This is a genomic window from Paraglaciecola hydrolytica, assembly GCF_001565895.1.
GTDB classification, from domain to species: Bacteria; Pseudomonadota; Gammaproteobacteria; order Enterobacterales; family Alteromonadaceae; genus Paraglaciecola; species Paraglaciecola hydrolytica.
This window is the reverse complement of record NZ_LSNE01000015.1, coordinates 142,644-158,059: the sequence shown is the minus strand read 5'-3', so window position 1 is coordinate 158,059 and position 15,416 is coordinate 142,644. Positions and strand designations below refer to the sequence as shown.

Genomic DNA, 15,416 nt, shown 5'->3' with positions numbered 1-15,416 from the left:
AGTAATCAAGCCTCATATGTTTACTGATGCTTGCCTTAAAGAGGCAAGTATTTCTTGAGCATTAGCCGCAGTGCTTGGTGGTCTATTGGTTTGCTGAGGTATTCGTTCATGCCAGCGGCAAAACACTTTTCTCGATCACTATTCATGGTATTAGCGGTGAGTGCGGCAATAGGAATTTTTCTAAACATGTTACCAGCCTCACCGGCTCGAATACGGCGTGTTGTTTCATAGCCATCGAGATTAGGCATCTGACAATCCATTAAGATCAAATCAAAGGTCATTGCCTCAGGATCGGCTAGTATATTTAGTGCTTCAAGACCATCGTTGGCGACTTTTACCTCAATGTTTAGATCGTTCAAGATAGCGCGCATTACCTCCTGATTAATGAGATTGTCTTCTACCACCAGTACACTAAGCCTAGCGAAATTTACGTTAGTCTCGTCATGACTTGTTTGTTCTGTAGGGCTCGCAGCGGGATGGGGTAAATGCAACTTTACTGAAAATTCAAAAACCGAGCCTTTTCCCAATTCACTTTTTGCTGTTATGTCGCCGCTCATTAGTTTACATAATTGCTTGGTGATGGCTAAGCCTAAACCAGTGCCACCAAACTTTCTGGTGGTAGACATATCAGCCTGAGAGAAAGAGTCAAACAGGTGAGGTAGGGCCGCTTCACTGATGCCAATACCTGTGTCAGTGACTGCCACTTTCAATTGGAAGTGCTGGTCGAGTGCTGTTAAACCGTATTCGATACTGATAATGCCTGTATGGGTAAACTTAATGGCGTTGGCCAATAGGTTGTTAAAAATTTGGGTAATACGGTGAGGGTCGCCGAGTACTTTTGTGTGCTCAATATTTTCTGTGACGAGTCTAAGTTTTAAGCCTTTTTTATTAGCTTGAAACTGCAGATCATGAGTCAACTCGGAAAATAACTGCTCTACATCAAATTCCACTTGTTCGAGAGTCAGTTCACCTGCCTCTATTTTAGAGAAATCTAAGATGTCATTGATGACCATTAACAATGAATTGGCGCTGCGTTTAGCCGTTGTGATGAAATCCTGTTGTACTTCATCTAGTTTAGTGCGAGATACCAGCTCAATCATGCCTATTACCCCGTTCATTGGAGTGCGGATTTCGTGACTCATGTTGGCCAAAAATGCACTTTTTGCTTCGGTTGCCGCTTTTGCCTCTTGCTCATGGAGAATGGCAAGATCTCGCTCCTGCTTTAGTGCCTGTTGTTTTTCTACTAGCTTTCTGCGGGCTAAATGGGCAAACCAACTAAGTAGGGTACTCATAGCCATGGCGAAGAAGTAGTGTTGAATTAAGGCCAGTTCAAGGGTGAAACTGATAGTGAGCCAAGCAATCCAATTGAACAAAATTGAGGCTAGCCAGTGAGTGCGATTAGAAAACACAATGCCTGAGGCAATAATAGTCACAAATATATTAGTAGTTTGTTCAGACGCTTGAGAAAACCATAAATGTAGTTGGCTGTTGGAACTGGCCAACAACAGCATCAATAGAATAAGTAGGCTGTGGCGAGCAGACGCAATCTTAGAGGCCGTTAGTCCAATGGCAACACAAATAATCGCAGTTAATAAGGCCGTAGTAATCAAATTCCACTTGAATGCTTCTTGCAGAAGAAAAAAATGTGCCAAGGTGATAAGAAAATAAAGCGAGGCAAGAAAGTAGGCAACTGGCCTTAGTAGCTCCATCGATTCATTATCTTGCTGGTATTGTTGTCTATGCAAAAGAGCTAGCCATGGCAATAAGTCTATTGAGGTTAATTCTATACGAATGTTATATTTTTGTTAGCTAGAATTTGCTCAAGCTAACAAAAATCCCGTCAATGGGGCCTAAAACCGTGGCGAGTAGCAGTTAAATAAGGGATTAAATTAACATCCTATGTGAGTCGCTTTTTATAATCTCTTAGCGCTTTTGTGCTACCGATTTTTATTAAACTAGGGTAAAGAAACCCTTACCCTAGTTAATCATTAATGTTTAGCAGCGTAGGCCTCATTGGCGCGCCATACACGTAACAAGTTGCCACTGAGTATTTTAGTTATGTCTTTGTCGCTGTATCCACGATCTAACAATCCTTGCACTAAATTTGGATAGGTCGACACATCTTTTAAGCCTTCAGGTAGCGAATCACCTACACCATCGTAATCCGAACCAATGCCTACATGATCGATACCGATAAGTTTAACCACATGGTCGATATGATCGAGTACAGTATCGACAGTGGCAAAGGGCATAGGGTTTTTATCGGTATATTTTTTCTCAAAACTCTTGGCTAGGTCGCTGTCTTTACCTTCTTTTTCTTCAATTTCTTTACGTTTGTTGCTTAAAGTATCACTCCAACTGCGCGCCACTTTGCTGACAAAGGTAGAGCCGAAGTTGATTTGTACTACGCCGCCATTTTTGCCTAAGGCTTTTATCATGTCGTCATCCATGTTGCGCTCAAAACCTGGGGTAAAGGCACGTAAGGATGAATGGGAAGCGATGACAGGTACTTTAGAAATAGCCACGGCTTGATAAAAGGCATCGTCGGATACGTGCGAGATATCCACCATAATGCCAAGTTTGTTCATTTCAACAATTAGCTCTTTACCAAAGGGACTTAAACCCTTCCACTGGCGGCGTAAATCATAAGATGAATCGGCGATATGGTTACTCATGGAATGGGCCAAGGTGATGTAACGAATACCTCGTTCATAAAAATGCTTCAGGTTGTCCATACTGCCTTGAATGGGTGAGCCGTTTTCCATGCCCATAGGCAAAGAAATTAAACCTTGTTTAAATTGTTTTTCTACATCGTCGGCAGATTTTGCAATGGCAAACTTGTCGGGGGCACGGCCAACAATAGCCTCTACATAGTCAATTAACTTGTCGGCTAGGGCTGTTGATTCGGCTGATTTATCCAAACTGGCGGGGATGTAAATCGACATAAAGGGGGCATTTAAACCGCCCTGTTTAGCGCGAGGATAATCAAAATCGCCACTTGCGGTGGCTTGGCTTACATCTTCCCATTTTTTGTTTAAACGAAAGGGCACATCAATATGAGTATCAATTAAAATAGTGTCTTGAGTCAGTTTAATGGCTTTGTCGCTGGCGCTGTAAGTTTTGGCCGCTGAAGCTGTTGTACTCAGTAATAGTGTGGCGACCACTAATGATATGGAGGATTTTTTAAACATAGTAATTCCCTGTCTGTAATGTAAAACAGTGCTTGTGGGCACCTTGTAATTTTAGTTCTAACATTACCAGAGTCTTTTACTGCTTGTCTTGTTTTGAATGGTCTGGGAGAGTTTTAATTTTTCAGACTTGGACTTATTTGGGTGCTAGAGTTATGGCATCAATAGTCGAGTATTAAAGAGCCGCCGTGACTAGTCTGCGATCCAGTAATATTAAAAAACTACCTGCCACTACTTTTGATGTACTTATCGTGGGTGGAGGCATCAATGGTGCAGTATCAGCGGCGGCACTGGCAGCCAAAGGCGTTAAAGTGGCGCTCATCGATAAAGGCGACTTTGCTGGTTTTACTAGCTCCAACTCCTCTAATTTAGCTTGGGGCGGCATTAAATATCTCGAGAGTTATGAATTCGCCTTAGTGAATAAACTCTGCCTGAGTCGTAATCATCTTATGCGCAGTTACCCTTCTACCGTCAAAGAAATTCGTTTTTTTACCAGCATTCAACAGGGTTTTCGTTTCCCACCCTTTTTTATTTATTTAGGCACTGTGTTGTATTGGTTGATGGGCCGTTTTAAAACCAAAATGCCGGTTTATCTTAACGCCAAAAAAATCAAACAAATGGAAGGCGTGGTGAATACCGATAAGGTGAAGGGCGGCTTTGAATACTCCGATGCTTATCTGTACGACAACGATGCACGTTTTGTATTTAATTTTATCCGCTCCAGTATGAGTTATGGCTGTATAGCGGCTAACTATGTTGAATCTTTAGGCTCAAAACGTGAAGGTGGATTGTGGCTCACGGCAGCGAAAGATGTGATCAGTGGAGAGCGCTTGAACATTCGCTCCAAGGTTATTATCAATGCGGCGGGACCTTTTGTTGATGGGCTTAATAAGGTTAATCAGCAAAACACTGAGCACCACCATGTTTTTTCTAAAGGCATTCACTTGGTTGTTAATAGGTTGACTCGCAGCAACAAAGTACTGACTTTTTTTGCCAGTGATGGCCGTTTGTTTTTTGTCATTCCTATGGGCCCCGTGACTTGTATTGGTACCACCGACACGCAAGTGGAAAGTCCTTATGCAGAAGTAACAGAAGCGGACCGCCAATTTGTGCTAAACAATGTAAATCAATTACTGGCACTGGACAGCCCATTAACCGAGCAAGACATTATTGCCGAGCGTTGTGGCGTGCGACCTTTGGCCATTAAAGGCCAAGGTGGTAAAGCCGATTGGGTACAACTCTCCCGTAAACACGCCATTGATTGCAATCAGGCTGAGGCTTACCTGTCTATCTTCGGCGGTAAACTGACCGACTGTATTAATGTGGGTGAAGAAGTTGCGGGTCTGATTAAAGATTTAGGCATCGAACTGCCATACGAGGATTTTAAGTGGTATGGCGAACCCGACGACAGTGTCAAAAATGAGTTTATGCATAGAGCTAAACTGATGAATTTTGATGACTTAACCCCAGCGACTTCATCTGAGCCACTGAGCAAACGATTCTGGCGACGTTATGGCCGTAACGCTATTAACATGCTGGAAAACATTCGTGAAAATCCACAAAAAGCCGAGTTACTCATCGAAAACTCAGAATATCTGCGGGTAGAAATTGAACATGCTGCTGAGCGTGAGATGATCACCAAGTTAGAAGACTTTTTACGCCGCCGCTCTAAGATATCTTTGGTGGTACGTAAAGAAGACATCCTTGCGGCTCCGGGATTAAAAGAAGCCTGTCAGATCTTATTTGGTGATGAAGCAGAAGCTAAATTGCAGGAATATATCGACAGCCAATGTTAAGTTTCTTACTAATAGCAAATTAACTTTACTACGCCCAGTTATTACCAGTTATTACAAAGTAAAGCCGATCAACAGGCATTCAGGGACCAGCAGACGCGTGAGATGCAGCAGAAGCTGGCCGATATTGCCGCGATGTCTGCCGCCAATCAACAAGCCGCTCGTACCGCGCAAGCCAAGGCATTGGCCGATGGCAATTACTGGCTGGCGATGCACATCGCGCGGCTTAAACTTCCCCAGCGCGACCTATATAAGACAGTGGTACGCGCGCTCGATGCGGGTCAGGAAAAAGTGGTTGCCTCGCGGATATCGAGATCGCAAGACAGTATCTCTGCGGCAGTTCAGCTTTTGCAACTGATCTGTTGGGCCCTTTGGCGTACTCGGAAAAATCTACGGTGGCAGAGCCGATGAAAAGTTCTGATTGGGTGACAGCGCAGACCTTCAAAATCTGTTTTTCCTAGTCACAACTACTATCGCTAGCACTAGGTTGAATATCATATTAGGTCAAAAGCTTTCACCTTAAAAAATCATATCAAGTTTAAGCTAATAGATTTTCTGGCGACCGCTTTAGTTTTAAATGATTCGATAAATGCTCATATTCCCCCGTTCAAGGGGATCTAAGGATAGTGTAGACAGCTAAACTAGGCTCAGCCCATGAGCTTAACTGTATAAGTGCAATGTTGAACACTGATTATGGTGAGCGCGCGCGGCCAACAACGCTGCAGTTTCAAGGATGGAGGCTATAAGCCCTAGTATCACAAGGTTTCAGTTACTGTTGTGGCTGAAGCCTGCATCAGCTTTTTAGCCATAACATTGCCAGCGTCTTTTGCTGCTTGTCTTGAATGTGTGTTAGGTGAGTAAATATCAATTATATTAGCAGGCAAAAACTTAATCTTTTGCATTTGTTTGAAAAGGCAGTTGCTGCCACAGTTGTTTTTGTTCTAAAGGCGTTTCAGTTGGAATAAAGGGATTAGTTAAATTGAATATTTTGCGTTTATCTACATTAGCTCGCTTAATCGCCTCGCCAAAATAGCGTATAAAGTTTTGTTCAAAAGAGCCATCTGCTATGGCTTTATTCAGCCCTTTGAGCACATGGTCGTAGAGTATGGTGTCGTCTTTACGTACAAAAAAATAAACGGCCGCTGGATAATACAAGGCAATATGCGGATCAACACTCAGCCCCAAAGCTTCTTGTTGCTCTGCTTCCCACCAAATTTCCAAGACAGAGCGCGGAAAATAGTCTATGCGATTGATTTGTAACATCTCGAATAACGCTATTGTTGTGCTTGCTTCCTCTACTCTAAATCCGTGAGACCTTAATACTTTACTGTCGACCCAATCACGTCCTTGGCCAACATAAAATTTTCTTAATTGTTCTAGTGAGTTTGTTTCAGCAAATTGGTTGGCTTTACTGGCATTGACAAAAGCAATACGCAGCCCTAACAAACCTTTATAAAGAGGGATGCGAATCGGTTTAAGAATTGATTCACGCTCAGTATTTGTTGTGAGCCAATGGATATCATAAAAGCCTTGGATAATTAATGACTGGCTACGACTTTGTGCCAGAGTAGGGATATCAACAAACTCTATCTGATAATTTACCGGTGATCGTTCTAAAACGAGTTTTAGTACATCTACAAAATAATTAGACTGATTTTGATAAAGTGAAGAGCCTACAACTTGTGGGTAACGAATGTTATGTTGCTCAAGATTATCTGATGCATAAACTTGCTGTGGGTTTGCAAACCAAACCGTGCTGTAAAATATGTAGCCTAGCCACATGCCAAATTTTGTCATGTTTATCAACAATCAATCCTAGGAGTTGGATGTTCGCTATTTGCACTTACACAATACTATATACCCTGAAAAGTTCAAATTAATGAGATTAAACTAGGTAAAAAGGCATTAGTTTATTTGAACATAAAATTGCAGATTACTCATAGACATTTACAAAACATGACGAGGGAGCACTTGGAAGCAAATAACATATGACCAATATTTAGATGGGGCAATGCTCATGTGTTTTTTACCAATGATTTGAAAACAATAAACTCGGTTTTGGCTGAGTTCTTAATATTTACACAAATAAAATAGTTGCTTATGCGCTATCTACAATCTAATTGTTGTTTGCGCTTGTAATTTCTAATTGCACAATTTGCTCACTTGCCTGAATTACTTTGTCCTTTTTAGGGTGAGGATCAATATTTAATAAACCCATGCTATAGCCGAAGACATCAACAACTACTGGCTCACGCTTATGAATGAGTTTAATTTGCGTTGGTTCACCCTTGCCATTGCTCACTTCAAGCTTAACTACCATTTGGCCTGCCCAAATACATGTAACACCAATCGCACAACGAGAGTCTTCAATATCAATTAAACGTAAGTTTATATTTTGAAACTGAATCACTTGTGCAAAATGCAGCTCAAGAGTTTCTGTCGTTTCTTCTGCATTGGCAGCGGGATGTTGTTTTATCGATTGAGAAGCAATATCGGTAGTGTTGACTGTTTTTGTCGAACTTCCAGCGCAAGCTGATAGTGTCATTAATAATATAAAAATTAGTTTTAACATTTAAACCTTCATTAAGTAAAAAGCTCGGCAGGTGCCGAGCTTTATTTGCTTATTTCACTTCAATTCCATTAAGGAGCTTGAGGTGCGCAGCGTGCTGATGTACACAATAGAGTACATTGACGCGCATCAGATGCGTCAATAACACCATTTGCATCGTTGTCACGTGGATCACCAGGTTGTGCAGCTTGGTTGCGCGCGGCACTAATTAAAGCAATGTCGTTGCGATCAACAAATCCATCTTGGTTGATGTCACATTGTAGAGCTTGTGGTTGGCTTTCACAGCTTAACGTTACGTTATCAACCTGCGCATACCAATCCCAGTCATCACTGTTGGGATCAAAATAATGCCAGCGTAATTTCACATCCGCCTGGCCTGCATAGCTCGACAAGTCAACCGATACTTGCTCTCCAGGTAATGCAAATGTACCGCCAACAGGGTGATCTTCATTCCAACTTAGCAAATTAGCCCAGCTGCTACCTCCATCAGTGCTTATATCTAAATTAAGGAAGTCTAAGCCCGCAAAATTTTGATAATTCACCAGATATTCTAGATTGGCAGATGTCCAGCCAGCTAAGCTGAATGAGTTGCTGTGCAGTTCAGTATCAAACTCGCCAGGGTTTGCATCACTCGATACAGAGGCTGCATCACCATTTCCACCGGTAAAGTTACCGCCTATTCCTGAGCTTGCAATGTTTGTCCAGGTTATACCCTGGCCAGCATTGTCTACCACATTCCAACTTGGTGCTATGCCCGCGTCAAAGCCTACAATTCCAGTATTGCAGGCTACTTCAGTAACCTCTGAGGTACACACACTGGGCATTGCAGGTCTTGCAATGTTGTCTTCAATGATGACATCGTCAACAAAGAAGTTAGTATTGCCATTGATACCACCGACAGTTCCACCAATTTTAAGACTGTGAACTTGCCCATCGTTGAAGGGCGCAATAGGGAAACTTCGTGTTACAAAAACGCCATCGGTGCTATCACACATTATGCTGCCAATGGTGCTACCATCAAGGCTTATCTCTATAGATTCACCAGGTGTTCCACAAAGTCCCCGCAAGGTTTTTACGGTTAATTCTGTGGCCGTTGCAGGAATAGTAACATTTTGTGCAACACTGCTGGTTACGCCTGCAGACAGACCACCAATCCATACCGCCCAATTTCCGGTGCTGGCCACACCCGCTGCAGGACAACCATTGCCAGCGCCACATAGTGGGAAGCCAGTTAATCCAGAAAAACTTGAATTAAGTAACCAATCAGCATTAGGTACTCCACCTTCAAAGCTCCAATCAGACACTAGGTTGGTGCTGTTTACTGGTCCTGTAGGGATAGTGCAACTAAAACCACTCTCTACTTGACAACTGCTGGAGCAACCGTCGCCATTATTTGAATTGCCGTCATCACACATTTCACCTATATCCAGTGCACCATCACCACAGATTGGTGCAACTTCAGCTGAACAAGAATAAGCCTCAACGCTATCTACATACCAGCCAGTTACACCGTTGCAACCATCAGTACCTAAATCAAAGCGCAGTTTAATGTTGTCGCCAGGTAGCGCTAAACCATATAAATCGACCTGAGATTGGCCCCAACTTCCTTTCAGTCCCCCTGCATCCGTGCCGGTAAATGCGGCTTGACCCGCAAGAGGATTGTCATTGCCTGCACCGACAGTTTGCAGGGTGCTGTTATAAGCGTTAAACGAATAAGCTGCAGCGGGCACAAGAGTAAATGCGCCCCCGTTGACACTTATTTTGAGGTTACCACCATCCCATCCTGCCTCTGTTGCTACCCAGTGTGTGAAAGCCACATGAGGTACTTCACCCACAGGTAAAACAATGATTGGACTATCTAATGCTACCGCTCCTGCTTCAGTATCGGCAGCACAATTTCCTGCAATAAGGTCAGGAGCAAAAGCTGCGAAACTGCCGTTTGCGCCACTGGGTAAGTTTCCAACAACGTCCCAACCTGGGCTGTCAAAGGTAGCTGGATTAGCGACACTGTGTTGACTAACTGCCCAACCTGCAGGCAGACCATTGCCTTCAAAGTCTTCGCTAAAGAAGGTTTGTACATTGCCTTGGTTTTCACACAAAGCGGGGGCATTGGCTGCAAGTAGCGGCACAAATCCACATTGCACAGGTGGCGTGCGTAATTCAACAGCGTCAATGATTTGCGCGACTTGTTGACAATCTCCTGCAGTAATTATTTCTCCAGTAGCTAATCCATCCGTTAGACCTAATAAATCAGTTCCAGACAGGACACTACAAGCGGCTTCTAATGCGTCAGCATGATCGGCAAAATTACTTGATGACGTCAGTAGGTTTTGCGCTGCCCAATGGATATGAGCAGATTTTGTGAGACCTAAACCTGTATCTGAATACCCATTGTACGAGCCGCCATCCACCATTAGTGCGTAAGCATGGTTAGGCACGCCGGAGTTAGTGTGCACACCGCCTTGGTCACTAGCGGCACAATAATATTGGGCATCGCTGACTTTGCCAGGATCTCCATAACAAGTTGGATTCCACATGTCGCGAATAGCACCACCAAAACCGGTAGAATCTTCACCCATTAACCAACGAACACTGTTATCAACGCTAGGTGCGCCGGCTCCGTAAGTTGAGCAACTGCCGTTGGAACGCAGTACATCAGGTGCTGCTAATTCATCTCGGCCGTTAATTCGATCGATTGTTTCTCCCCAGATGTCTGAATAGGATTCATTTAGGGCACCAGATTGCCACTGGTAGATCAAATTGTTGGTATATTCGGTATAGGCATGGCTCCATTCATGGGCAGTAACATCATCACTAGTTAAACCTGCACAGAAAGAGATATAGGTGCCATTCCATGAGGCATTTGGACAGGCATCCCCACGATTGAAAATGGCATCCATGGTTGCGCCAGTGTCATTGAATGAATCGCGCCCATAAGCGTTAAAGAAAAAATCAAAGGTTTCAGCTGAGGCATAAATCATATTATCGGCTTCAGTATTGCCTGTAGGAAGGGGATCTCCTTCTATCCAAAAAGGACTGGCTGGGTAATTAGGACCTGGATGTGGATTTAATTCTGCATCATATGCTCTGCGGTTTAGTACATCATGAATGCCTGTTATTTGATCAACAACGTCGCTGGTATGAGCATCAACATAAACAAATTCACGTACACTACCTTGTTTATTAGCTACTTCAACTTCGTAAACCAAGTGATCTACGCTAGGCGCACCTTTTAATAGTCCTGCGCGGAATACCATCAATTTAGTTGATAGTGCGCTAAGTTCTGTACCGTTTATTTGTTGTTGCTCTCGGTTGCCTTTACTCAGAGTTTCAGCCGTAATTTCTTGTGCTGGGTCACGGCTTACCCAAAAAATAGCTTTTTTGGCAGCAAGAGTTGAGCTTAATTTGGGGGTGGTAGCAACTTTTATATTAGACAAAAAGTTACCGTTAACGACAACCATCTCACCTTGGGAATTAAAGTGAGCCCGCAGTTCACCGCCAAATACCGGTATGCCCTTATAGAGTTGTTTGAAAGTACTATGTTCGGTACCCGATGCATCGCGAGTAGTACCTATTACAGATAGTTCTGTATCTACATCCTGTACACCAAAGGCACTACCATAGCTGCGTAAAAACGCCTTGGTAATGTCGGCTTTATTTGGGATGGTTCTGCTTCTACTTTGTAAAGGACTGAGTTGTGAGTTAGGTGCAAGCCTAATAAAACGAGCATGACCGGTGTTGTTATCAACACTAATCTTAGCGGTGCCAGAGGTGTCGCTTAGAAGTTGAGTGACTCCCTCTGGTTTTTCAGCTAAGGCTGCCGATGTGTTTAAAATACAAGATATCAATACTACAAGTTTACTGACATGACGCATGTTAATTTCCTTGAGTTGAACGGCATACCCTTATCGATGTAAGGGGTATGACAGACATTTGGTAGACATGTTTTTTTATTCTAAACGGACGGATATGAACTAGTCCGTTTGAGTAAATTCCGTTTTTGTAAAGTTGTAAATTTATGCAACAAATTGAGTTTTGTTTGATCTGATAAACATTGCGATTAAAGCGATGCCTAATAATGCAAGAGGGGCAGGGCTAGGGGTTGAAACTAGGGCTTTACCATAAATAACGGCGTCGTCACCCATTGAAACATCTAAAGATAATCCTTCGGCATCAGCAAAATCATAGCCTAATAATGATAACCAGCTCGATTCACCGCTGCTCAAAGCGTCGACATGAAAAAACAGTTCAGCTAAAGCGAAGGTACCTGCTTGTAACGTATCGAGTTCCCAATCGAATAAATAGCTGATCTCAAACAAGTTGATTTTACCTGCTGCATATTCACCACCACTAAAATCGTCGGCTTCAAACAGACTGAGATCACCTAAGCCATCGAACATATTATAGCCAGTAAATGACAACTGACTTTCATCAAAAAGAACGTCTAAATCAAAGGCGCCTAAGGACAAAGGTGAATTATCTCCTAAGCCACTAATCATTATTTTTAAAGATATATCGTCACCAGTTGTTATGTCGGTTTGCACTGATGGATCGAGCCACAACATTATATTGGCATTAGCCACACTGCCAAACATCAAGGCGACAGTGAAAACAAGGCTTTTAATTATTCTCATGTAAAATTCCTTCTTTGTATTAATAGAATTAAGTTTTATGTGTTGGTATTACACTTTCAGTAAGTAGTCCCTTCGATATTTATAAAAGAGGTGCTTAACTACTGAGGTTCTTGCAACGTTTTTTGGTTAGCATATATCTAGCCATGAATTAAATAGCGATATATTACAGTTGGTTATATCTGGGGTGTAATTTTGCCATTTGAGATGTGTATAAAAATTGGACACTTTTTTTGGGGGGAGTAGGCATTTACATTCACATTAAATGTAATGTATGCCATTTATTTTACTTTTTGACTCCTTGTTTAATGGGGATAAAAGGTGTTTCGTTAATAAATTACCAAAGATTGTTATTTTTGCACTAGGCTTGAAGATATTCACCGACATGGAATGCACCGAATATGTTATTGCCTATCCGCCCCTTTTATTTACTGATCTTTTTATGCTCGTGCAGCGTTTTTATGCTGTGTGCAGCCAATGATCCCAACTCAATTCAAGCAAGTAAAACGGTTAAACCTCAGCAGTTGTCCAGCTTGTATCATGATGACATCGTAGTCGCAGAATACTGGATAAGCGAAAAACTTGATGGCATTCGAGCTCGCTGGACAGGGGCTGAGCTTATTACCCGCAATGGTAATGTTATTAAGGCTCCTACTTGGTTTATTAAGGAATTACCACCTCAGGTATTGGATGGTGAGTTATGGTTGGCGCGTAACAGTTTTGAGCAAACTGCCTCTATTGTGTTACGTGATAATCCCAATCAAGAATGGCAAAACATCAAGTTTATGTTGTTTGATTTGCCCGAACATAAAGGCACCTTTAGCGAGCGTTTAGCTGAATTACAGCTTTTGGTCGATACCACCGCCAGCCCCTATTTGCAGCTTATCCCGCAATTTAAATTGGCTACTCACACTCAGCTTCTGACAAAGTTAGATGGAGCAACTGCACAAGGTGCAGAGGGCCTGATGTTACATCACCAAGATGCATATTATCAGGATGGTCGTAGCGCTGACTTACTCAAATTAAAAAAGTATCAGGATGGCGAAGCAAGAGTCATTGCCCATATTCTCGGTAAAGGTAAATACCAAAGTATGTTGGGTTCATTATTGGTTGAGCTGGATAACGGCCTGCAATTTAAAATTGGCTCTGGGTTTTCTGACTTACAAAGATTAGCCCCCCCACAGGTAGGAACAATCATTACTTTTAAACATTATGGTTTGACGGCCAGAGGCATACCACGTTTTGCCAGCTTTCTGCGGGTTAAACCTATGGCCGAGTTAGATAAAAATTAAGGTGGTCTTTAATTATCATAAAGGGCATTACTCCACTCACGTAAGTAAAAATGAGTAATCAATAAAAAAGCTTGCCATTTAAGTCATTTTTATGACAGATTTATTACAAATAAAATTGCTGTAAGAACAGTTTATGATAGATAGAACAGAAATTAATTATTGTTTGTTTGGTGTTTTTAGTTTGGCTATCGTCAATATTATCGATTTATTACTAGATAAGCCTTTTTGGATCATAACCAAAATGATGAATCTTGGTTCAGACACTAACTTTCCAGCTTGGTTTTCGTCGATGTTGTTGGCATTGGCGGGATTATTAGCATATCAATGTTTTCATGTAGCTAAAAAATACAAGACTCAGGGGCATTATTCACTTCTATTATTCTCACTACTTTTGTTTGCACTATCTGCTGATGAAATTGCGAGGATCCATGAAACGTTAGGGGAATTCTTATCTAAACAGTCGGGTCTTGCTAGTCAAGACCAGCCTTCAAATGCCGGTTGGGTATTCGTCGGTGGGCCTATCGCTGTGATTGTTTTCACTTTAGTTACTTTTCGATTACGCCAGTTTTTGCTCTTGGTACCGCAAAGTTTAACTTATTTGGTGTTAGGTTTTGCTTCAATCATTCTTGGTGGGATAGTTTTGGAAAGCACCACAAATTATTTGAATCATGATAATTTACAGTGGCTGTGGGACATAGAGATTATTGTAGAAGAAACACTTGAAATGATAGGGTCAATTTTTATTATGCTAGCTTTGGTTATTTGGAGAAATACGATTACTGAACGTAACAACGGCAGTTCGAATTAATTAAAGTGAGCAACGCTTAGCTTGGATTAGTCACAGGGATTCACTTTACCGGTGAATCAACCTCTGATTGCCCCCTCATTAATTAATAATAACTTTTTAGTTTGCCTAGCACATTTTGCTGCTTAGCAAAGTCGCTCAATCGACGGACTTCTTCGCCTTGTTTTCATGCAATCAACGTTGGTTAGTCCTTAGTTTGATAGTGTGGAAACAGTTTGTTTTGTCTTTCCATTTTTACCGCATAGGAAATTTTTTAAACCCTGTTGATACTCAGCTAGATCGCTGTCGTGGGTCCATAAATGGGTGACGTAGGCTTGAAAGTTAAGCTGAGGTTCAGCAGTGAATAATGGGTTGATAGTCTTAGTGGCGTTCAAGTAATTAGCCGCAATACTTGCGTCAACATCCAGTATATAGGTGTCCACCACGCCGCCGAGCAATACAACAAGTTTGTTCCTGTCTTTGGTACAACATTATTCACTGCCTGCGCCAGCTGCTCATTTGCTTTTTCAATATTAACCTCAACAGCTTGTCCGTTAGCTAACTGCTCAAGTTTAAAAGCCAGTTTGGCTTCATCGTGATAAGTGGTGTAAACCACTTCACCACTGGTATTGATCAGCACATGAAAAGGTGTACCCACAAAGTTAAAGTTGCTGGCGATTGAGCCATGTTGGTCCATCACTATGGGTATGCTTAACGCGCTTTCTTGCTGTAACTGACAAATTGCATCGTCTGTTCCATTGATATTTAAAATAACCGCAAACATGGCAATAGCATTATGATATTGCTGACAAGTTTTTTCTAAACTGGGCAATTCACGGCGACATTCAGGCCCCAAGTCGCTCCTATGATTTGTGCTTCAAGAATAACAAGATCTTTACCAATGAGGGTCATTGGCTAGAGAGCATTTAAATCGCCTAATTATTAAGCGATCTTCTATTTCCTCTGTTTATTTGTAATATAAAATTCAATTGTTCTGTCTTCTACGTCTCTTTATACGACTCATTTTAATCACTTTTACTTAGTTAAAAATAGCTATAAGTCTCTGATAAATCGTAATTAACAACCAAATTATAAAGATTCATAGTGAATTATGCTTAGTTTATTGTGTTTTTACATTGGCTTTACATTCATCTATTGG

11 protein-coding genes are annotated in these 15,416 nt (G+C 41.9%); 4 read left to right on the top strand and 7 right to left on the bottom strand.

Annotated elements, in window-relative coordinates:
- Window positions 1-35: 35 nt before the first annotated feature.
- Window positions 36-1,709, bottom strand: coding sequence for an ATP-binding protein (locus AX660_RS20725; protein ID WP_082769055.1), 1,674 nt, complete (start codon window positions 1,707-1,709; stop codon window positions 36-38).
- A 279-nt stretch (window positions 1,710-1,988) separates the two neighbouring features.
- A complete protein-coding gene (locus AX660_RS20720; RefSeq protein WP_068381563.1) occupies window positions 1,989-3,191 on the bottom strand; it encodes a dipeptidase in 1,203 nt (400 codons plus the stop codon).
- A gap of 185 nt (window positions 3,192-3,376) precedes the next feature.
- Between AX660_RS20720 and AX660_RS20715 the strand changes: the two genes are divergently transcribed.
- On the top strand, window positions 3,377-4,984 hold the full coding sequence (locus AX660_RS20715; protein WP_068381560.1) for a glycerol-3-phosphate dehydrogenase/oxidase: 1,608 nt from the start codon (window positions 3,377-3,379) through the stop codon (window positions 4,982-4,984).
- Window positions 4,985-5,086: 102 nt separating this feature from the next.
- Window positions 5,087-5,392 (top strand): hypothetical protein, encoded by a 306-nt coding sequence (locus AX660_RS20710; RefSeq protein ID WP_068381557.1) that lies wholly within the window; start codon window positions 5,087-5,089, stop codon window positions 5,390-5,392.
- A gap of 477 nt (window positions 5,393-5,869) precedes the next feature.
- Here AX660_RS20710 and AX660_RS20705 read toward each other — a convergent pair whose 3' ends face one another.
- From AX660_RS20705 to AX660_RS20690, 4 genes are all read right to left on the bottom strand, one after another.
- Entirely contained in the window at window positions 5,870-6,787 is a 918-nt protein-coding gene (locus tag AX660_RS20705; protein ID WP_131811843.1) for a substrate-binding periplasmic protein, read from the bottom strand.
- Window positions 6,788-7,097: 310 nt separating this feature from the next.
- A complete protein-coding gene (locus AX660_RS20700) occupies window positions 7,098-7,553 on the bottom strand; it encodes a hypothetical protein (protein ID WP_068381551.1) in 456 nt (151 codons plus the stop codon).
- Window positions 7,554-7,621: 68 nt separating this feature from the next.
- Window positions 7,622-11,425, bottom strand: coding sequence for a M4 family metallopeptidase (locus tag AX660_RS20695; protein WP_068381547.1), 3,804 nt, complete (start codon window positions 11,423-11,425; stop codon window positions 7,622-7,624).
- Between the two features lie 141 nt (window positions 11,426-11,566).
- Entirely contained in the window at window positions 11,567-12,184 is a 618-nt protein-coding gene (locus AX660_RS20690) for a hypothetical protein (RefSeq protein ID WP_068381544.1), read from the bottom strand.
- A 398-nt stretch (window positions 12,185-12,582) separates the two neighbouring features.
- Between AX660_RS20690 and AX660_RS20685 the strand changes: the two genes are divergently transcribed.
- Window positions 12,583-13,473: a DNA ligase gene (locus tag AX660_RS20685; RefSeq protein ID WP_068381541.1), complete on the top strand. Its 891-nt coding sequence runs from the start codon at window positions 12,583-12,585 to the stop codon at window positions 13,471-13,473.
- Window positions 13,474-13,606: 133 nt separating this feature from the next.
- Complete coding sequence (locus AX660_RS20680; protein WP_068381538.1) at window positions 13,607-14,281, top strand: hypothetical protein; 675 nt, start codon at window positions 13,607-13,609, stop codon at window positions 14,279-14,281.
- 367 nt (window positions 14,282-14,648) lie between these two features.
- Here AX660_RS20680 and AX660_RS20675 read toward each other — a convergent pair whose 3' ends face one another.
- Entirely contained in the window at window positions 14,649-15,113 is a 465-nt protein-coding gene (locus tag AX660_RS20675; protein WP_068381535.1) for a TlpA family protein disulfide reductase, read from the bottom strand.
- Window positions 15,114-15,416: the final 303 nt, after the last annotated feature.

Excerpts from the sequence above, each read along its gene's own strand:
- AX660_RS20725 (WP_082769055.1), bottom strand. The coding sequence starts at position 1,709 with ATGGAGCTACTAAGGCCAGTTGCCTACTTTCTTGCCTCGCTTTATTTT.
- AX660_RS20685 (WP_068381541.1), top strand. The coding sequence starts at position 12,583 with ATGTTATTGCCTATCCGCCCCTTTTATTTACTGATCTTTTTATGCTCG.
- AX660_RS20690 (WP_068381544.1), bottom strand. The coding sequence starts at position 12,184 with ATGAGAATAATTAAAAGCCTTGTTTTCACTGTCGCCTTGATGTTTGGC.
- AX660_RS20710 (WP_068381557.1), top strand. The coding sequence starts at position 5,087 with ATGCAGCAGAAGCTGGCCGATATTGCCGCGATGTCTGCCGCCAATCAA.
- AX660_RS20700 (WP_068381551.1), bottom strand. The coding sequence starts at position 7,553 with ATGTTAAAACTAATTTTTATATTATTAATGACACTATCAGCTTGCGCT.
- AX660_RS20695 (WP_068381547.1), bottom strand. The coding sequence starts at position 11,425 with ATGCGTCATGTCAGTAAACTTGTAGTATTGATATCTTGTATTTTAAAC.
- AX660_RS20680 (WP_068381538.1), top strand. The coding sequence starts at position 13,607 with ATGATAGATAGAACAGAAATTAATTATTGTTTGTTTGGTGTTTTTAGT.
- AX660_RS20720 (WP_068381563.1), bottom strand. The coding sequence starts at position 3,191 with ATGTTTAAAAAATCCTCCATATCATTAGTGGTCGCCACACTATTACTG.